19 protein-coding genes are annotated in these 18,229 nt (G+C 36.2%); 2 read left to right on the forward strand and 17 right to left on the reverse strand.

The annotated features are described in order from the left end of the window. The 6 genes from HAV12_RS01470 to HAV12_RS01495 all read right to left on the reverse strand — a co-directional run bounded on the left by HAV12_RS01470 (window position 1) and on the right by HAV12_RS01495 (window position 5,096). Window positions 1-1,077 carry a winged helix DNA-binding domain-containing protein gene (locus tag HAV12_RS01470; RefSeq protein WP_171568162.1) on the reverse strand — a complete coding sequence of 359 codons (1,077 nt, stop codon included), beginning with the start codon at window positions 1,075-1,077 and terminating at the stop codon, window positions 1-3. 389 nt (window positions 1,078-1,466) lie between these two features. Continuing rightward, the gene (locus HAV12_RS01475) at window positions 1,467-2,180 is read right to left on the reverse strand and encodes a 3'-5' exonuclease (protein ID WP_171568163.1); all 714 of its coding nucleotides are present in this window, start codon (window positions 2,178-2,180) and stop codon (window positions 1,467-1,469) included. A 116-nt stretch (window positions 2,181-2,296) separates the two neighbouring features. Next, window positions 2,297-2,770, reverse strand: a complete 474-nt coding sequence (locus HAV12_RS01480) for a methylated-DNA--[protein]-cysteine S-methyltransferase (RefSeq protein ID WP_171568164.1) — start codon at window positions 2,768-2,770, stop codon at window positions 2,297-2,299. A gap of 73 nt (window positions 2,771-2,843) precedes the next feature. Then, window positions 2,844-3,659, reverse strand: coding sequence for an SDR family oxidoreductase (locus tag HAV12_RS01485; protein WP_171568165.1), 816 nt, complete (start codon window positions 3,657-3,659; stop codon window positions 2,844-2,846). 100 nt (window positions 3,660-3,759) lie between these two features. Then, complete coding sequence (locus HAV12_RS01490) at window positions 3,760-4,209, reverse strand: GNAT family N-acetyltransferase (protein WP_171568166.1); 450 nt, start codon at window positions 4,207-4,209, stop codon at window positions 3,760-3,762. Then, the gene (locus tag HAV12_RS01495; RefSeq protein WP_171568167.1) at window positions 4,194-5,096 is read right to left on the reverse strand and encodes a LysR family transcriptional regulator; all 903 of its coding nucleotides are present in this window, start codon (window positions 5,094-5,096) and stop codon (window positions 4,194-4,196) included. Before HAV12_RS01495 ends, HAV12_RS01490 begins: the two co-directional genes overlap by 16 nt. Before the next feature lie 144 nt (window positions 5,097-5,240). Between HAV12_RS01495 and HAV12_RS01500 the strand changes: the two genes are divergently transcribed. Then, window positions 5,241-5,636: a rhodanese-like domain-containing protein gene (locus tag HAV12_RS01500; protein ID WP_171568168.1), complete on the forward strand. Its 396-nt coding sequence runs from the start codon at window positions 5,241-5,243 to the stop codon at window positions 5,634-5,636. A gap of 70 nt (window positions 5,637-5,706) precedes the next feature. Here HAV12_RS01500 and HAV12_RS01505 read toward each other — a convergent pair whose 3' ends face one another. The 3 genes from HAV12_RS01505 to HAV12_RS01515 are packed head-to-tail and all read right to left on the reverse strand — an operon-like array spanning window position 5,707 to window position 9,987. Further along, window positions 5,707-8,100, reverse strand: coding sequence for a M28 family peptidase (locus HAV12_RS01505; RefSeq protein WP_171568169.1), 2,394 nt, complete (start codon window positions 8,098-8,100; stop codon window positions 5,707-5,709). 10 nt (window positions 8,101-8,110) lie between these two features. Continuing rightward, the gene (locus HAV12_RS01510; RefSeq protein WP_171568170.1) at window positions 8,111-8,458 is read right to left on the reverse strand and encodes a hypothetical protein; all 348 of its coding nucleotides are present in this window, start codon (window positions 8,456-8,458) and stop codon (window positions 8,111-8,113) included. Then, entirely contained in the window at window positions 8,455-9,987 is a 1,533-nt protein-coding gene (locus tag HAV12_RS01515; protein WP_171568171.1) for a carbon-nitrogen hydrolase family protein, read from the reverse strand. The genes HAV12_RS01510 and HAV12_RS01515 overlap by 4 nt, the downstream gene beginning before the upstream one ends. Window positions 9,988-10,161: 174 nt before the next feature. Between HAV12_RS01515 and HAV12_RS01520 the strand changes: the two genes are divergently transcribed. Beyond that, window positions 10,162-10,491 (forward strand): single-stranded DNA-binding protein, encoded by a 330-nt coding sequence (locus tag HAV12_RS01520; protein WP_171568172.1) that lies wholly within the window; start codon window positions 10,162-10,164, stop codon window positions 10,489-10,491. A gap of 61 nt (window positions 10,492-10,552) precedes the next feature. Here the strand turns inward: HAV12_RS01520 and HAV12_RS01525 are convergent, their stop codons facing one another. From HAV12_RS01525 to HAV12_RS01560, 8 genes are all read right to left on the reverse strand, one after another. After that, the gene (locus tag HAV12_RS01525) at window positions 10,553-11,245 is read right to left on the reverse strand and encodes a DUF2461 domain-containing protein (RefSeq protein ID WP_171568173.1); all 693 of its coding nucleotides are present in this window, start codon (window positions 11,243-11,245) and stop codon (window positions 10,553-10,555) included. Window positions 11,246-11,606: 361 nt separating this feature from the next. After that, on the reverse strand, window positions 11,607-12,125 hold the full coding sequence (locus HAV12_RS01530) for a ferritin (RefSeq protein ID WP_132033055.1): 519 nt from the start codon (window positions 12,123-12,125) through the stop codon (window positions 11,607-11,609). Between the two features lie 163 nt (window positions 12,126-12,288). Beyond that, a complete protein-coding gene (locus tag HAV12_RS01535; RefSeq protein WP_171568175.1) occupies window positions 12,289-13,641 on the reverse strand; it encodes a hypothetical protein in 1,353 nt (450 codons plus the stop codon). Window positions 13,642-13,687: 46 nt separating this feature from the next. After that, window positions 13,688-14,317 (reverse strand): chloramphenicol acetyltransferase, encoded by a 630-nt coding sequence (locus HAV12_RS01540; RefSeq protein WP_171568176.1) that lies wholly within the window; start codon window positions 14,315-14,317, stop codon window positions 13,688-13,690. Then, a complete protein-coding gene (locus HAV12_RS01545; protein WP_171568177.1) occupies window positions 14,317-15,024 on the reverse strand; it encodes an HAD family hydrolase in 708 nt (235 codons plus the stop codon). Before HAV12_RS01545 ends, HAV12_RS01540 begins: the two co-directional genes overlap by 1 nt. A gap of 315 nt (window positions 15,025-15,339) precedes the next feature. Then, a complete protein-coding gene (locus HAV12_RS01550; protein ID WP_171568178.1) occupies window positions 15,340-16,227 on the reverse strand; it encodes a DMT family transporter in 888 nt (295 codons plus the stop codon). Between the two features lie 98 nt (window positions 16,228-16,325). After that, window positions 16,326-17,810 (reverse strand): hypothetical protein, encoded by a 1,485-nt coding sequence (locus HAV12_RS01555; protein WP_171568179.1) that lies wholly within the window; start codon window positions 17,808-17,810, stop codon window positions 16,326-16,328. Between the two features lie 131 nt (window positions 17,811-17,941). After that, window positions 17,942-18,214: a hypothetical protein gene (locus HAV12_RS01560; protein ID WP_171568180.1), complete on the reverse strand. Its 273-nt coding sequence runs from the start codon at window positions 18,212-18,214 to the stop codon at window positions 17,942-17,944. Window positions 18,215-18,229: the final 15 nt, after the last annotated feature.

Here is an 18,229-nt window from a genome sequence, read left to right on the forward strand (position 1 = left end):
TTATTCAATAATGATTTTGGTTTCCAGATATTTTTCGAAAGATTTAAGGCCTTCAAATAAAATGGCTTTTTTATGATTTTCGGTTTCGTTAAAAAACTGTGTTTCTATTTTTACATGGTCTTTTTTGATTGTTCTCTTCCAGGTTCCGATAGCTTTGCTGTTTTCCAGGATAACCGGTTTGAAAATTCCGTTATTAGTAAAAGCTTTCGACTGATGTTCCGGTAAAATGGAGGCTTCACGGGTTTTATAGGAAATCAGAATTTCATCAAAAGCGGGTAGAAAGTGTACACTTTCGCTGAAGTTGCTTTTAAGGGAAAGATTAGCCCCGAACCAATACGTCTGATGATCAATTTCAACCGAGTTCAATTCTGATGCAATAGAATTGAGTATCAGCTTACAGGTTGTCTGCGAAAAACCGGACCACCATGAAAAATCAAGCAGCGTTGCCGGACCGTGACTTTCAAAATAACGTTTGGCTAATTTCGCCAGACCTTCTTCTTTCGTCAATTTTGTTGTCGGTTTTGGGGCTTTCTCACTCAGTAAAGCATAAGTCATTTGCTTTTCTTTCATTTTTCCGTTGCAGACCAGGCCTTCTAATTCTGCGTACATCATAATAAGTACGGGACTTAAAAAATACTCGCCGGAAACTTTTTTAAGATTAAGTTGCTGCATGATTTCATCCCGCGTTAAGTGATTGTTTCCGGCCAAAAGTTTTTCGATAGCCGAATTTATCTTGTCGAATTCCTTTTCATCATAACCATGCTTTTTGGTTTCGGCAAGAATCATGCGTTTGACTTGTGGTCCTGAAACGTCCAGCATCCAATAGATATCGTCGGCAGAAACAAAATGCCAGGTTGGCCTGAGGATGTGTGTCCGGATGATTTTACCGGAATTTATGGCTTCTTCAATTTCTTTTTCAGTGGCATCACATCTGGAACCTATGGCCCATTTCGCCATGGAATAATCCTGCGCCTGCATGGCACCCAAATGATGCACAATTTCTTGTGGAGTGTTTAAGCTCGTTTCTAAAAGCTTTTGAGAAGCAAGTCTGTAATGAGATATTTCCTGATGTGTCATTTTTTAAACCCTATAAGTTATTGAAATTCATTTAAGCTTTGTACTTCTGAGCCTCTTAGTAGCTCAGCATCTTAGCACCTCTTTAACCATATAAGTTATTGAAGTTCATTTAAGCTTTGTCCCTTTGCACCTCTGTTTCCTTGCACCTTAGAACCTTAGCACCTAAGCATCTTAGCACCTTTTAAACCACATAAGTTATGTAAGCTCATTTAAGCTTTGTCACTTTGCACCTCTGTTTCCTTGCACCTTAGAACCTTAGTAGCTCAGCCTCTTAGCACCTTTTAAACCCTATAAGTTATTGAAGTTCATTTAAGCTTTGTGCCTTTGTAACTCTGATCCTTTTTCGCTTAGAACCTTAGTAAATCAGCACCTTAGAACCTAAAAAAGAACTAAACATGAATAATTTCATCGGCAATCAATAAATCTTCACGGCGTAAACGCAGGAAAATCTGAGCAACGGCAATGGTATCTTTTTCACAATAGGTTACAATTCGGTCAATGTCTTTTTCTACATAAAACACATGAGCCACCTGACTGCCGTCAATATCGCCTTTTGGGGAAGGGATGCCAAGTATTTTGGTCAGTAGTTTTAAAGAAGTAAAATGCTTGTAATCACCAAATTTCCATAATTCTAAAGTGTCCAGATGCGGGACTTCCCAGGGCTTTTTTCCAAATAAATTAAGCTTGTTCGGAATCGCAATCTGATTGATAATCATGCGGCGTGCTATGAACGGAAGATCAAACTCTTTGGCATTATGACCGCACAATAAATGTTGCGGCTGGTTAAAATGATTGTTCAGCAGATTATTGAAATCATGAAGGATCTTTTTTTCCTCGCCAAAAAAGGAAGTGACCCTAAAATTCCGGATATCTCCTTTGATAGTAAAATAGCCCACAGAAATGCAGACGATTTTACCAAACTCCGCCCAGATGCCGGCGCGGTCATAAAATTCTTCAGGAGTGAATTCCTCTTTTCGCTGATATTGGGTTTTATGGTCCCAAAGGGATTGCATTTCAGCATCAAGCGAATTAAAATGCTCTTCTTCCGGAACCGTTTCTATATCCAGGAATAAAATATTGTTGAGGTTTATTTTTTCAATCATACTTGTTAACCACTAATTCTACGAATTGATTTTTTTGTGAATATACATAAATTCGACTTAAAGAAAGAAATGTATTACAATTTAAATTGGTTTGGCTAATTTATGAAATAATATTTTTAAAACAGACTTTGTTGCTGCGTTGGATTTTCATGTTCCAAAAGCCATTTTTTGCGCCAGATTCCTCCGGCGTAACCCGTAAGTGAGCCATTTGTCCCAATGACCCTATGGCATGGAACTACAATCCAAAGCGGATTTTTACCATTGGCCGATGCAACGGCCCGAATGGCTTTGATATCACCAAGTTTTTTGGTCTGGTCCATGTAGCTGACTGTTTTTCCATATGGAATTTCGAGCAGCGATTTCCATACTTTTTGCTGGAATTCCGTTCCTTTTGGATTCAATTTGAAAGTAAAATCAGTTCTTTTGCCTTCAAAGTATTCTTGTAATTGTTGAACAGCTTCCTGCAGCACTTCCGGAATCTCAGCAGAAAGTTCGCCTTCTTTTGTGACCGAAATAACCGATACGCCCTCTTCATCACCAATGATTGTTGTGATTCCGAGCGGGGATTCTATGTAAGCTGTCTGTTCCATTTTTATAGTAACCTAAAGTATCAGGTCTTTCACAAAGTTCGCAAAGTTTTTGTTTGGAATCCTATAAGTGATCCTAATAATTTTTCAGATCAAATTGATATTTTAAACTAGTTTCAATTTTTTCACTTGAAACGATTCTCTTAATCTGAGATTGCTCCGGGCTGAATTTCGGCAACGGTAAATTTAAAGCTGTTGCTTTTTCGGTGTAATACATTTCGCGGGTAGGATGGAAGGGCGCCACAGCGTTAAAAACTTCCCCCCATTTTGACTGCTGGATGATTTCGTAAATCAAATTAATACAATCCTTTTGGTGGATTAAATTGACCGGAGCATCTGCATTTTCAAGGTTTTCTTTTCCCGATAAAGTTTTTACAGGATGACGGTCTTCACCGATTAAGCCTCCAAAACGGAGAATTGTAGTTTCGAACTGCTTATTTTTTTGTAAAAGAGCTTCCGCTGAAAGCAATTGTTTGCCGCTTTCGGTATCCGGATTTGGGGTTGTTTGTTCTGTGATTATGTTGTTTTCATTCCCATAAACAGAAGTTGAACTCACAAAAAGCACTTTTTTTGCGGTCGATTGTTCGATAAACGGAATCAGGTTTTCGATTTTCGCCACAAAAACCTTCTTTTCAGTATCCGGATTATTTCCTCTTAATTTCGGTGGAATGTCTATAATCAGAATTTCGCTTTTGGCTAAAAAATCGGTTATGTTTTCAGAAATACTTTCGCTTTCGAGTGTAACCAGAAAAGAATTTATTCCAACTTCTTTCAAGATCGACAACTTGTTTTCTGAAGTTGTGGATCCGTTTACTGAATTTCCTCTTTCGATTAATTTTTTCGCCAGGGGCAAACCCAGCCAACCACAGCCTAAAATACTAATTTGTGTCATTTTTTTATAAGGTACAAAGAGGCAAAGGTTCAGAGGGGCAAATGGAAAGTTAAACCGGATAGTTTCTTTCTTTATGTCTTCGCTTTGCGAAATTAATTTTTTACAAATTTAAGGTAAAACGAACTTTGTCTTTTCCTTTTCCGCCAATTCTATGATAGAATTTAATGGCCCTCTCATTAAATTGTGGGGTTTGCCATTGTATATTGATGCAGTTTTTCTCCCTTCCAATTTGTTGCAGCTTTTCAATTAAAATTGCCCCGATCCCGAAACTTCTGGCTTGTTCTTCCAGAAACAAACAATCCATATGTATAAATTCAGCGGCATCCCAGGTAGAATAATCAATTGTATAGGAAACGTAACCAATGATTGTTTCTTTAGTGGCAACAACCAGACAATAAAGTTTAGGGTTTTCTGCGAATATTGCTTTTTCTAAACTTGTTGCTTTTCCCTCCTGAACAAATTCCGCTTTTTCAAATTCCGCATGCTTTTGACATAAAACGACTAATTGGGGCAAATCCGTGAGTTCGCAATTCCTTATTGAATATTCCATTGCAGGTTGATTTCGGTTTGTAAAAAAGTAATAAAATGATGAAAGTAGTCGGGATAGTTTTCGTTTTCGCGGATCGCAATAAAATGCTTTCTTTTTAAACCGTTTTTACCAATTTTAATGGCTTTTATCGGACTAGTCTTAAGATGGGGCAACAAAGCCCATTTTGCCATCGACATGACGCCCATATCGGCTTTTACCATTTCGAGAGAAGCTTCGGTCAGAGGTAAGGGCGTAATTTTTCTGGGCGTTACTTTGGCCGGAGCCAGAAAGAACTGGTGTATCGTAACCGTTTCCATCGGAAGGGAGTGAATCAAAAGATGTTCGGTGACAAAATCCTCGGGAACCACATATTTTTTATGCACCCACGGATGGTTTTCGGAAACTGCCATTACCACTTCATCCTGAAAAAGTTCCAGGTATCTGATGTTATTGTCTTTGATCTGATCGCTGATAATCGCTATGTCAATGGTATTGGCCAGTAAATTCTGGAGTGGAATATGAGTCGCTTCGGTCACGATTTTCAATTCGACATTCGGGTATAACAGATGAAACTGTTTTAAAACCGATGGCAGCCAGTGATAACTTGAAAAACATTCGGTACTAATTCTGATTTCACCGTATTCACCAAAAACCATTTGTTTGATCTGGGTTTCGGTTTGCAATAGTTTATCCAGGATTTCATTGGCAATCTGATACATCTTTTCACCGGCTTTGGTCAGCACCAGTTTTTTATTCATTCTGAAAAATATGGGAGTGCCCAACTGATACTCGGCTTCTTTGAGCTGGTGGCTCAGGGCCGATTGTGTCAGATGAAGTTTATCAATTGCTTTGGTGATGCTCCCTTCTTCGACAATTGCTTTGATCAGCCGTAAATGACGTATTTCCATTTTTAGAGAATTTACACAAAGGAACAAAATTTTACGATGGGTTTTCCATGAAAAAAAGTAATCAAATGGATGAATTCTTTTCGTTTTTATGATGTTTGGAGTTCCGCTACTTTTGAAAAAATAAATCATTAAAATCTACTAAAAATGGAAGCACAACTTAAACATTATGAAAATAAACTGGCCTTCGAAATGGATCCTTCCGATTTGTTTGATGCCTTAAATAATGGCGAAAAAGTTATGGTAATTGATGCCAGAAAAGCATTTGGTTTCGAAGCAGAGCATATTCCGACTGCGATTAATATTCCGCACCGTGAAATGAACACAGAAAATACAAATCATCTCGACAAGGAAATTTTGTATGTGACGTATTGCGACGGAATTGGCTGTAATGCTTCGACAAAAGGAGCCTTGAACATGACGAAACTAGGGTTTAAGGTAAAAGAGCTGATAGGCGGAATCGAGTGGTGGAAGTTTGACGGTTATGCTACCGAAGGGACAAACGGTAAAAAAGCCGGATTGAAAATAGAATGTGCCTGTTAAACAAAAAGGACAAACTTTAATTTTAAAGTTTGTCCTTTTGCTTTTTTGGGAATTATATTGAAAAGCTTTCTTATTTAGGGGTAACAACCGGTGTTAAAGTATCTTTTGCAACAATAATACTGTCTTTTACAGGAGCAGTTTCCATGGGTTTCAAAGGAGCTGTATATCTTTTTATTTTCTGCTGAATCAAAACAGCATCATTCAAAACAAAAGGTGTCGGCATCATCCAGTCACTTCTTGGTTTGATTTTAAATAACGGATTGGTCATTAAATCGAAAGAACTTTCAATAAGATCCATATCGAAAATAGAGGATTTATTGATGTAAAATTCCAATACAAGCGGTTCGTTGCCTACCACATAGTAGCATAAAATCTTGCTGTCATCACGCTCTAGACGATTTCCGATTTGTCCTGAAGTTGAAACACCATTGGCCTTAAAGTTGTAAAACGTCATTTTGGTGTTGGCATAAATGTCATAACGATTTACTTTTCTGTTGGGTGAGATTTTTATTTTTAAATACCTGTTGTTTCCAACTACACTGTCTTTTATGAATGTTACTGTTGGTTTTGGCACTGCAACATTAGGAGCAATTGCACTGTAGGTAAATGTTGAATTGTATTTGCTGGTGATCGGAAGTGAATTTAAACCCACTGCTTTTTGATTGGTCTGTCCCAGATAGCTTTTGGTCCAGTCGTCTAAGTTGACGTCATAAGTAGTCCATAGTGCCGAATTGGTGTTGGCGTTATAGACATACAATAAACTGTTTGATTTTGCTTTCCCGTGTTCATAACCGGAGTGAATACCTGCGTAAACGAAAAATCCAATGGAAATACTAAAAAAGAGCATTGTCCATATTCCTTTTTTAGAAAAAGCGCCAAATATAGGGAGCAATAGTCCAAAGACCAAAACGGTGAGAATAGCACTTCCGTAAAGTATTTTTAATCCTAAACCAACCGGAAACATGATTATAAAAGGAGCTACAATGGCTAAGGCCGGAATACAAAATAATAAGTTCAGGCCTAAACTGTAATGTTGGGTGATGACAAAAATTCCAAATAAAATAATTCCGAAATATACCGGAATAATTAAGAAACCGGCTCCCGTCAGGCTGTTGGCCAGAAAGGCATTGATTACGATCCAAAGCAGTAAAGGGGCTACGAAATGATTCATAGTTATCTTTCCTTCAGAAAAGTGATCATAGAACGCAAAACAAATGGCAATACTTAGTGTTACAAAAGCACCGATGTAAGCATGTCCGTTGTACGTAAATCCGTTGAGCAAATCATTGTATTGCGGATAGGCCTCCAGAAGAATTTTCCATCCTAAAAAAGTAACCAGTCCGGATATAATCAGGGAACCTAACAACGGAACAAATCCTCTGAAAATCTCCCTGAAGCTAATGACGCGTTTCGCTTTTCCTATAAATATAAAAAGGATTAACAGACCTAAAGCTATGATTGTCATGGGTGCTACCCAGCTAAAAGGATAACTTATAAAAAATCCGAAGGGAACATTAAAATAAACATTATCCTGAGTTGAAGCTGTTGTATTTAAATCAATATTCGAAAAATATTTCAATAAAGGCATCAGATACGTTCCCTGATGTGTCAGTGTGGTTGTATTGAGATGCTGAATGTCATCTTGTTGAGTGTGGTAATTGAAATGACCATCGATAAAAGCAAAATTAAATCCCTGAATGTTTCCCTGCTCTCTAAAAACGGTCAGATCAGTATCATTCGGAAGCATTTTGTAAATGCTGTACATGAGTGAATTTGAAACCGGAAATTTTGTTTTGGCATTTGAGAATTCTTTTACAAGCGCTTCATTTCCTTTGTTGGTCTCCATTAACATGTAACTTGGTCCTGAAGAACCTCTGGCCTCAAAATTTAAAACCAGTCCTACGTCTTTTGCCCACGGATGCTGATTTACAAAAAGTGCCGCACCGTTTAAGCCTAATTCTTCGGCATCGGAAAAGAGAATAATAATATCATTTTTATGAGGTTGTTTTGCGTATAAAAAGGCACGGATACCTTCCAGGATCGTGGCAACTCCGGAAGCATCATCACTTGCTCCTTTAGAAAACGAGTGTGGGGCACTGTCGTAATGGGAAAGTAATAAAAGCGCTTTTGAATGGTCTGTTCCTTTAATGCGGGCAAGAATATTCTTAGATTTTACCAGAAGTCCTTTGTTGTTAAGGGTGAATCCTTCCTGGACAGTTGTCTCTAAACCGATTCTGTTTAGTTCAAGTTTAAGATAATTGGCAACTAATTCATGATTTGTCGAGCCTACATAATGGGGTTTTTGGGCTATGATTTTAACTTGACTTAGTGCTCGTTCTGTAGAGAATTCTGCAAGGGCTTCTTCGTTTTTAGAAACCCACTGGGGCATCATTGTGGCGTATATGATAGCTAAAATGGCTATGACGCAGAGAAAGGCTAGTATTGAAGTAGGATTTTTTTTCATGTTGAATATACTAAATTTCTTTTTTTACGAGCATAAAATAATCATTGTCCAGGGAGCAATATCCCTGGTCATACAGGAAATAATAGGTATCGCCTGTTTTCGTCTGCAAAATATTAGTAAAAAAATCAAAATCAAAGCCTTTATTCAACATTTTATCTCTTGTTGCTTTTGATTTTCCTTCTGAATTGAGTTCAGACAAAATACGGTAATTTTTGCGTAATTTATTGTTTACATTCCGCATAAAATTATTCGTATCCTTATTTATTTTATTATTGTATGCATTGCGACAACTGTCGGAACAGAATTTTTTATCTTCCCGTCCTACAATTTTTTCAGAGCATTCGAGACATGTTTTCATGGCTGTTCTATTTTTCTAATTTCATACAGGTCATTCCTTCTGTCCTTTAGAATGCGGACACTTCCATGCTCGTGGAGCTGTTTTAGCAAATTCAGATCAACGTCTACGATCAGAGTCATTTCTGTATTCGGAGTAGCTTCTGCTTTTATACCATTACTCGGAAAAGCAAAATCAGACGGTGTAAATACCGATGCCTGCGCATATTGAATATCCATATTATTTACTTTCGGTAAATTACCGACGCAGCCTGCAATGGCTACATAACATTCATTTTCTATAGCTCTGGCCTGTGAGCAATGTTTGACACGGGTGTAAGCATTCTGAGTATCGGTTAAGAAGGGCACGAACAAAATATTCATTCCTTCATTGGCCATAATTCTGGAGAGTTCCGGGAATTCGACATCATAGCAAATCAGGATTCCGATTTTACCGCAATCGGTATCAAAGGTTTTAAATTGAGATCCGCCTTTCATTCCCCAATGCTGTACTTCGTTGGGAGTAATGTGAATTTTGGTATACATTTCCGAAGTCCCGTCTCTTTTGCATAAAAAACCAACATTGTACAAATTACCGTTTTCTAAATGCGGCATACTCCCGGTGATGATATTGATATTGTATGAAATGGCGAATTCCTGAAAGCGTTTTCGAATCGGATCAGAATGCCGGGCCAATTCCCTGATGGCTTCTGCTTCTGAAAGATGATTGTAATCGGCCATTAAAGGCGCAATAAAAAGTTCCGGAAATAAAGCAAAATCACTCCCGTAACCCGAAACGACATCAATAAAAAACTCCGCTTGTTCAAATAAAGCTTCAACATTGTTAAGCTGACGCATCTGCCATTGGATTAATCCCAATCGAATCACACTTTTTTCAAGGTTAATTAATCTTGGACTTTCATCATAATACACGTTATTCCATTCCAAAAGCACGGCAAATTCTTTGGATTCTTCGTCGCCTTCTAAGTAATTTTTGATGATTCTTAAAACGTGAAAATCATTACTCAGCTGAAACGAAAGTACGGGATCGTGTAATTCTTTGTGTTTTACTTTTTCGATATAATTCTTGGGAGTCATTTTACTGGCATACTGACCATAGTTTGGAATCCTTCCGGCAAAGACAATCGCTTTTAGGTTCAATTGCTCACAAAGTTCTTTACGGGCATCATACAAACGGCGGCCTAAACGTAAGCCACGGTAATTGGGATGTATAAAAACATCAATTCCGTATAAAATTTCGCCATCCTTATTATGGGTAGAGAAAGTGTAATCCCCGATAATTTGTTTGTAATTATGTCTTTTGTCCACCAATTTTTCATCCAGTATTAAAGAAAGTGCTGATCCTACAACCACGCCATCTACTAAAATAACCAGTTGACCTTCAGGAAATATGGAGAGTAATTTTTTTATGTCTTTAGATTCCCAATACGAATTAGCCATTTCGGGATAGGATTCTATCATTGAGTTTTTCAATTGTTTGTAATCGACTAATTGTAAATTTCGCAATTCAACTTTGTTGATTTGTGTCTGCATATAGTAAGTTTTTCCCCGAATATACGAAATTATTCCCATTTGTAAACGCTTACAAATAATTACAACCGAAAGTAAATAGTTTAAAATTGTATAATTGTAAGAATAAACTGTATATTTGTATTGTTGAATTTGACTAATGAATTCATTTACACTAACCTTAAAAATTTATACGCCATGAATGCAATGAAAAATCGAGTACAGTTAATTGGGAACGTAGGTAACGATCCGGAAATTAAAACATTGGAAAACGGAAAAAAATTAGCGCATATGAGTATCGCTACAAATGAGTACTATAAGAATGATAAAGGCGAGAAAGTAGAACAAACCGAATGGCACCGGGTGACGGCCTGGGGGAAAACAGCTGAGATTATCGAAAAATTTGTAGTAAAAGGAAAAGAAGTTGCAGTTGAGGGCAAACTAACCCACAGAAGCTATGACGACAAAAACGGAGAGAAAAAATTTATTACAGAAGTAGTGGTCAATGAAATTTTACTGTTGAAGTAAATAATTCAAACCCGACAGTTCCGAAGCTTCGGGACTGTCGGGTTTATTTTTTAACAAGGTATTACAAAACAGAAGCGCCATTGACATCAGTAGTCAGTATTTCGCTCATATAATCGAAAAAAGGTCTCATATTTTGGCAGGTTTCCAGGGCCTGTTCTAAAAAAAGCGGACTTAATACTTCTGTATCTGTAAAACGTTTAATGATTAAAAACTGTTTGTAGCGAAGTAAGTCGATGGCTTCATGATTGATATCAAATCCTTTTGGTGCAGTTTTAAGCTTTTCGCCCTGTAACGTTCCGAAAGTTTTGACAAAAGATTCTGAATGCAGTATTTTTTGGAAAGGTGCAGCATCGTGCGCAAATTCACTTCTGATGCGTTTTAAATCGGCAGCACTTGGTCCCCAAAAGCCTCCGGCGAAAAAACTGTTTCCTTGTTCGAGATGAAAATAATACCCACCACGTCTTTGAGTTGTTGCCCGGGTAAAGCTGCCGCCCCAAAAGGTTTTAAAAGGCGTTTTGTCTTTGGAAAAACGAATATCACGATAAATGCGATAGACGCTTTTTTTGCCGGAAGCCGTTTCTAAAACGTCGGTTTTGGAAAGTTCCTGCAGCAATGCCCCTGCAAAGGTTTCAATATGGTTTAATTCCTTGAGATAGTTGGTTTTGTTTGCCTCAAACCAGGGTTTGTTGTTGTTTGCTTTGAGCTGCTGCAAAAAATCAAGACTGGATTTGGGTATCGTAATCGGTTGTTTCATAAGTATACTATTTGCGTTTCTAAAAGTAGAACACGAATGTCATTTAAACTAAAAACCCATCAGGTTTCTGATGGGTTTTTATATATTTTTTAAGCAGTCTTTTTTATTAAGTCAAACATAGGACAACGGGAGCAACGTTTCTTTTCGCTCTTTTTGAATTTCTCACAACAGCTTGATTTGCAGTTTTCGAGCTTCTTAATCTTATCAAGGATAACAGCATTCTGCTTTTTCTTTTTATCCTTTTTCTTGTCTTTGTCCTTAACTTTATCTTTCTTGCTCACAGTTCATCTCAATTATAAAACGAGACAAATATAAAAGAATAAATGTTATTTTTATGTATTCTAAATAAACTTTAACTTTTTTATTTTGGATTGATTGCGATAGAGCTTGTTACCGTTAATTGCTGAATATCACGATCAAACAAGTAAAGTCCGCCTTTGTCATCACCAATTAAGTTGATTTTATCCAGGATAGATTTAGCCGTAGCCTCTTCTTCGATTTGTTCCGCCACATACCACTGTAGGAAATTATGTGTAGCATAATCTTTTTCAGAAAACGTAATGTGTACTAATTCATTGATAGATTCCGATACAAAAATTTCATGATTGTAAAGTGTTTCAAACATTTCCTTAAAAGTAGTGTATGATGTTTTTGGCGCTTTTAAATCGGTAATGGTAGCACGTCCGCCACGTTCGTTAATATACTTAACCAATTTAAGCATGTGTGCGCGCTCTTCGTCTGATTGAGTGTACATAAATTGAGCAATTCCTTCTAATCCGTGTACTTCTGCCCAACAAGCCATTGAAAGGTAAGTTTGCGAAGACTCTGCTTCAATTCTGATTTGCTTGTTCAGTGCTGTTTCTATATTTTTTGATAACATAATCTTGAGTTTTGTGTAAAGTTAAATAATTTTAAGGAATTGAGAACCTCATTCCGTGCTATTGAAAACAATTCAGATTCAGACTAAATACATTGAAATTAACTTATTTGAATTAAAAGCCTTTTTTTGTACCATAGCCGCGTATAAGTATTTTGGTATTCTCTCAGTTGTACCCGTCCGTAAACTTCAGCATAGTATATTGTTTGGTTGTGGTATCGAAATAACCTAAAATCGAATAATCCTTAAATTTCATGATACTTTCTAAAGCAATTTCTTTATGTTTATCCATAAATGAGTAAATTTTATCTACTGCAAGAGGCTGTTGTTTTTCGGTAGTAAATCCTAGTTTTTTATCCCAGATACTTTCAAAAAATACTGTTTTGGTTTGAATGTCAGGATAGTAAAATCCGTCAAAACTCTGGTTGGTTGCTTTACTGATTCCCCCAATGGTAATAAACAGATTTTTTTTGTTTTTAAAGACAGAGATGCCCATATCTAAACCCGCTAAATGCTGCAGGAATTTGGCTGTGGTTTTTAATTCTTTCGGACTGTAGTTATCTCTTTGGATCAATAAAGGCGAATTTTTAAAAAGAATAGTGTCATTTTTTGAAACGGCGATACTTTTTAGGACTTCCTGCGAGTCCAGATCTTTTACATCAAATAAAAGCTCGTCTTCGTTGGCATTGATCTGATATAATTTGTTTTCGTGATAATAAGAGTTGGAGGATCTGGCTCCTTTTTTGGCAAGCGATTGAACAAAGTCTTTCTCTTTGATCTCAAGATTGTTTAAATTAATATCGAAGAGTTGTGTTTTTTTAACGTTCTGATCCAGCGTTAGCAGGATACGATCGCTTAATAAATACATCTTAGTTTTACTAATGGTTTTAGGCAGCGGATTGTATTCACCGGGTTCCATCTTTTCAATAGGGTTCTCTGTAAGGATCTGATTGAATGTTTGGGGTTGTGTTTTTCTGTCTGAAAAGGTAAAAGGGGAGAAATCAAGCACCTTTTCTTCTACGATTCCGTTTTTGAAGACATACAGAATTAGTTTTGGTTCGGTCTTATCCTGCGTCAGGAAATTAAAGGAATTATCTTTCTGATATTGAGTTACGATAAACTGATTCTTAACCGGATACTCAAATTTCAGCGCTTTCGAGGTTTTGCTTTCGAAATAATATTTAACGATTATAATGTTTTTTGCTTCTTCTGAAAACCAATACAAAGTTGGATTTCCGTCTTCACTAAAACTATATCCCATCAAAGATCTGTCTTCAAAATAGGTCGCCGGACCCGTAAACTGATCGGTCAGGAACAAGGCACTATTGTATTTTAAAACCGTAAAATTTCCCTGGTACAGCACGAAAACAAATACTTCATGGGTCGAGTTGTTTTCGAAATTTAAAATCTGATCGTTTTCGCGTATCCTTTTTAAGTCCAAAGGATAAGTCGTCAATACCGTTTGGCTTAACAAGATAGAATTGTACAATACAGCTAAAAACAGAAATATTTTTCTCATACTTTTTAAGAATAAAATCAATTCAAAATCATTGCCTGAATTCTGTTTAGGAATTCATCAACTCCTGAAAATAATCTACAAACTGACCCAGATGCAGACCGTCCATTAAACCATGATGCACATATACAGCCATCGAAATAGTTCTTTTTCCGGCTTCCGAAGTCATCATTTTTCCAAAAGAAACTTTAGGGCAGCTGTCAGGATACGTGAAACTGCGGGCATGCGTAAGCGAAGTAAAATTTAACCACGGTATTGCCGAAAAATGAATGACATTGTCGTCTTTAAATTCCCGTGTGAAAAGCCCGGTTGTGTTTTGAATACGCTCGATTTCTTTTAAGGCAGTTTGTTCGAAAACCTTAAAATCAGGATTGTATTCGATTAGTGAAAATCCGAAAGTACCGTCTTCGCGGCCAATTGTGGCTGATGCATCAATACGATCGTTGATGTAAATCTGGTCTTCTGCAATTCGGTATCGGAAATTCTCAATCGCGTTTACGGCAACCAACGTTTTGTGTAAATAATAAATAAAAAAGGAAGCATTGAGACTTTTTGCGGTCTGATAGGATTTCGTGCAGTCAATCTCGACAGTGGCACCAAAAAAAGGTTCTTCCATCTGTTTGAAATGGGCAAAATGCTCTCTTCTGTTCCAGTTTTCTAAATCTAAAAGTGTTTTCATTAGGCTAAATTATTAACCACTTCCGTGATTTTTTCAAATGAACTAAAATGTTCGTGTTCTACTTTATGGTTGATTTTCTCGTGTTCCCAGGTAGTGTGAAACGGAATATGAACGGCATAACCACCGATTTCTAAAACGGGTAAAACATCCGATTTTAATGAATTTCCGATCATCAGAAACTCATTTGGCTGAATGTCTAAACGGCCCAGTAATTTCTTGTAATCAATTTCCTGTTTGTCTGACATTACTTCAATATGATGAAAATAATGCCCTAAACCCGAACGGTGTAACTTGCTGTGCTGGTCTTTTAAATCACCTTTTGTAGCCACGACCAGTTTGTATTTGCCGTGCAGAGCCTGCAGTGTTTCTTCGATTCCGTCAAGGAGTTCGATCGGTTTTTCGAGCAATTCTTTTCCGTATTGAATGATTTTCTGAATCACTTCAACCGGAATAGTGTTGTTCGAAATGTTCATCGCCGCCTCAATCATCGACAAAATATAACCTTTGATTCCGTAACCGTACAAAGGCAAATTCTGGATTTCGATTTTAAACAGTTCCTGCGAAATGCCCTGATGCGAAAGATAATCTTCCATTAGGGCACAAAATTTATGTTCCGTTTCCTGAAAATAGGGTTCGTTTACAAACAAAGTATCATCGGCATCGAATGCGATTACTTTTAAATTTGGAATTTTGCTTTTATGTAACATATGTTTTTTGTTTCAGGTTTGAAGTTTTCTTTTTTTTAGGTTTTTTTGCCATTACTTACACGAATTTTCTTGAATTTTTTTGCCACAGATTATGGAGATTCCAAAGATTTGAAAATAATCTGCCAAATCTGCGTGAGAACTTTTTTGCCACAAATTAGCACTAATTTTTTTGTCTCTTCTGATACCTATCGGAATAAATGATTTCAAAGATTTAAAAAAAAATCTGCTCCATCTGCCAAATTTGCGAGAGAACATTTTAAAATTAATCGGTGTAAACCCATTTAATCCGTAAAATCCGCGAACTAATCTCCAATCTTAATTCTTAGAAAAGAACCTGCCCGGAGAAATGGTCTTATCGTAAAACGTAATCCGGATTCCGAAAAGCAAAATGATTCCGCCGAAAACCATTTGTAAAGTTATTTGTTCTTCTAAAAACAACCAAGCTAATATCGAAGTAATTACAGCCTGACTCAATAAACTTAACGAAACTCTCGTCGCACGCATGTGTTGCGTCGCATAACTGATCGAAAGCCAGGCGCACAACTGGCAAATTATTGCCTGAAGTACAAATACAAACCAGCCTGTATTGGAGAATCCTGTAAAAGATTCATTCAACGCATAACAAAGAATTCCTAAATAAGCGCTGGAAGCCAGTAAACTAATCGTCATAAACGATAAAACATCAACATGGGAAAGTACATTTTTACTCACCAAAAGATAAATCGAATACAGGATTCCGGACAAAACAGCAAACAGGAACGCCTGATCAAAATTTAATTCCAGAAAAAAACTAAAGCCAACTAAAGTCACCATTCCTAATAAAGAAACGATAGTTCCGATCCAGAAATTAGTTGCCGGTCTTACTTTCAAAAAGAAAAAAGAACCCAGCCCAACCCAAAGCGGAGAAAGGTTAGTTAACAAAGAAGCCTGAGTGGCACTTGAATCCTGAATGGCGATATTCCAAACCGCAACATCTGAGGCAAACAGAATTCCGCATAGTGATGCTAAAAGCGCAAATTTTAAGGTTGGAAGTTTAAAGTTTTTAGTCAAAAGTACATACGGCAAAAGCAAAAGCACGGCAAAAAACATTCTGTAAAAAGCAGAAATCAATCCCGAAGCTAAACGCAATTTGATCAATATCGGAAAAATCGAAATACAAAGTATGCCGCAGATTAAAGCTAATCTTGGTTTGGTTAATTTCATTATCATTTTATTTGAGCTTTTGAAAAGCAGATTCTTAACTGAAAAGCTGAGGATTCTTATTTAATCAAACACTTTAAAACTTTAACTAAGCATTGTTATTATTCAGTAAAACTAAAGATCTGATATTTTTTATTTTTCTTATTGTAATTTCCTAAATATAAACTTTTATTGAATTTGAAAAGTATTAAATCTTTGTACAAATTTGTCGTAAGTATTGAAACCTTTTCCTTAAGGTCTTTATTTTCTTCAAGGAAAATTCTAACCTTGTCGAAAGCTGAATTTTTTATTTCGCCATCAAGATGATTAAAATTGGAATCAAACAGGCAATTTGTATAAATTACAACTTTATCTTTATAAGAAATTAAATTCTCTATGGTATAACATCTTCCATAAGGAGCAAATGACATTCCTGCGCCCATTCCACCGGAAGCGCCCATTCCAACTCCCATCCCCATTGAACCACCACCGTGAACTCTATCATCTGAACTTCCTATAACGGTATGATAAACACCATCTAAATTATAGCATGATACACTGGGAGAAGTATTAATTTTGTTAAGAAATTCATCTGATTTTTTAATGATTTTTTTATTATTAAAACCATTTCTTTCCTGAAAGATATCAGAGTTTTTAAAACCTATTTCCTGATCGTGCATAGCTTTGTATTCGTTAATCTTATTGCCGTCTAAATCACTCATGGTAAGAAACAAAACGTACGAATTGGTTTTTAACTGAAGAATTTTATTGTCAATCACAAATGAATTTGATTCAAATGCTATTCCTCCATATTCTCCTTTGGCTATTTTTTGTTGTGCAAATGATTTGAGATTTGATGTGAAATTTTGAAGATTAATTCTTAAAACTTGTGTAGTGTTTCTAGTATTATCGATAGTAAAAATAATTTCATCCGGATTAGAAGTGTAAATTTTATATTTTTTAGAACTTAACACTAATGAAGGCGGACTATCGTTTGCTATAGTCTGAAAATTGGGTTCTCTGGACTCATCCGTTAAAACTATATACAAATTCTCAGGGTGATCAAATATATTTTTAAATTCCAAATGAGACAGGTCTACTGTTTTTTCGTTTAGATTGCCGTTATTATCTGAAATGTAAAATTTTAAAATACTGGTGTTTTTAATGATGGTAATAAGGTAAAAGACATTATTGATTGTGAGTTCTTTAATTATTTTTTCCTTTTTCAATTCTAAATTAATAGGGGTGCTTCTGGTTTCTTTTGTGGTAAAATTAAAATATTGAGAATTGATTTCTTTTCTGTCTTTTGAGCCCCAGAAAATGAAATAATCATTCTTATTTTGACTATACCCAATAATTTCGGTGTATGCCTTATCTGGTCTTACAGAAGATAGAGAATCTTTTAAATTAAATTTTTCATCAAACCTGATGGAAGTAACTTTTTCCTTATCGTTCAAAAACAGGATAACTTCTTTTTTATCCTCGTTTACTACCTGAAAGAAATCTCTTTTCTTTTCTAATTTTAAATCAAATTCGTTTACAACTTCCTGTGAAAAGGAGCTTAAACCAGCTAAAAAGAAAGAGGCTAAAAGTATTTTTCTGAACATTGACTGAGAATATTACGGTTTTAAATTTTTGTGCAAATATCCTATTTTTTTGAAAATAGTATAGGATAATTTTTCCAAAAGCAAAACGCGTGAACGAATTAATTGATTCACGCGTTTCGGGTTGTTGTTTTTTAAGCAGTTAAACTTTTACAGGCTTTCTCGATTTGTTTGTCTGAAAACGGTTCGAGTGCTTTGACGAGCATTTTACTGGTTTTAATGCAGTTCAGCATTTTGGCTCGCAGGTCGTGGTTGTCGCCCATTTCAGTTTCCAGTAGTGCCTCAAAAATTTCGGACAAATGTTCTGGTTGTTCTCTAAATTGTCCTTCAAACCAAAGGTTAGAAAGGAAATTCGCCACAGATGGCATTACATCATGATGTGATGGTTTTTGATTTTCTTTTGTCATTTTCTGAAAATATTA

Origin of the sequence: Flavobacterium sp. CLA17, from assembly GCF_013112255.2 — a bacterium.
GTDB classification, from domain to species: Bacteria; Bacteroidota; Bacteroidia; order Flavobacteriales; family Flavobacteriaceae; genus Flavobacterium; species Flavobacterium circumlabens.

Coding starts and splice junctions, on each gene's coding strand:
- HAV12_RS01490 (WP_171568166.1), bottom strand. CDS start 4,209: ATGGAATATTCAATAAGGAATTGCGAACTCACGGATTTGCCCCAATTA.
- HAV12_RS01505 (WP_171568169.1), bottom strand. CDS start 8,100: ATGAAAAAAAATCCTACTTCAATACTAGCCTTTCTCTGCGTCATAGCC.
- HAV12_RS01485 (WP_171568165.1), bottom strand. CDS start 3,659: ATGACACAAATTAGTATTTTAGGCTGTGGTTGGCTGGGTTTGCCCCTG.
- HAV12_RS01560 (WP_171568180.1), bottom strand. CDS start 18,214: ATGACAAAAGAAAATCAAAAACCATCACATCATGATGTAATGCCATCT.
- HAV12_RS01480 (WP_171568164.1), bottom strand. CDS start 2,770: ATGGAACAGACAGCTTACATAGAATCCCCGCTCGGAATCACAACAATC.
- HAV12_RS01545 (WP_171568177.1), bottom strand. CDS start 15,024: ATGTTACATAAAAGCAAAATTCCAAATTTAAAAGTAATCGCATTCGAT.
- HAV12_RS01500 (WP_171568168.1), top strand. CDS start 5,241: ATGGAAGCACAACTTAAACATTATGAAAATAAACTGGCCTTCGAAATG.
- HAV12_RS01515 (WP_171568171.1), bottom strand. CDS start 9,987: ATGCAGACACAAATCAACAAAGTTGAATTGCGAAATTTACAATTAGTC.
- HAV12_RS01475 (WP_171568163.1), bottom strand. CDS start 2,180: ATGATTGAAAAAATAAACCTCAACAATATTTTATTCCTGGATATAGAA.
- HAV12_RS01470 (WP_171568162.1), bottom strand. CDS start 1,077: ATGACACATCAGGAAATATCTCATTACAGACTTGCTTCTCAAAAGCTT.
- HAV12_RS01525 (WP_171568173.1), bottom strand. CDS start 11,245: ATGAAACAACCGATTACGATACCCAAATCCAGTCTTGATTTTTTGCAG.
- HAV12_RS01550 (WP_171568178.1), bottom strand. CDS start 16,227: ATGAAATTAACCAAACCAAGATTAGCTTTAATCTGCGGCATACTTTGT.
- HAV12_RS01535 (WP_171568175.1), bottom strand. CDS start 13,641: ATGAGAAAAATATTTCTGTTTTTAGCTGTATTGTACAATTCTATCTTG.
- HAV12_RS01530 (WP_132033055.1), bottom strand. CDS start 12,125: ATGTTATCAAAAAATATAGAAACAGCACTGAACAAGCAAATCAGAATT.
- HAV12_RS01510 (WP_171568170.1), bottom strand. CDS start 8,458: ATGAAAACATGTCTCGAATGCTCTGAAAAAATTGTAGGACGGGAAGAT.
- HAV12_RS01555 (WP_171568179.1), bottom strand. CDS start 17,810: ATGTTCAGAAAAATACTTTTAGCCTCTTTCTTTTTAGCTGGTTTAAGC.
- HAV12_RS01540 (WP_171568176.1), bottom strand. CDS start 14,317: ATGAAAACACTTTTAGATTTAGAAAACTGGAACAGAAGAGAGCATTTT.
- HAV12_RS01520 (WP_171568172.1), top strand. CDS start 10,162: ATGAATGCAATGAAAAATCGAGTACAGTTAATTGGGAACGTAGGTAAC.
- HAV12_RS01495 (WP_171568167.1), bottom strand. CDS start 5,096: ATGGAAATACGTCATTTACGGCTGATCAAAGCAATTGTCGAAGAAGGG.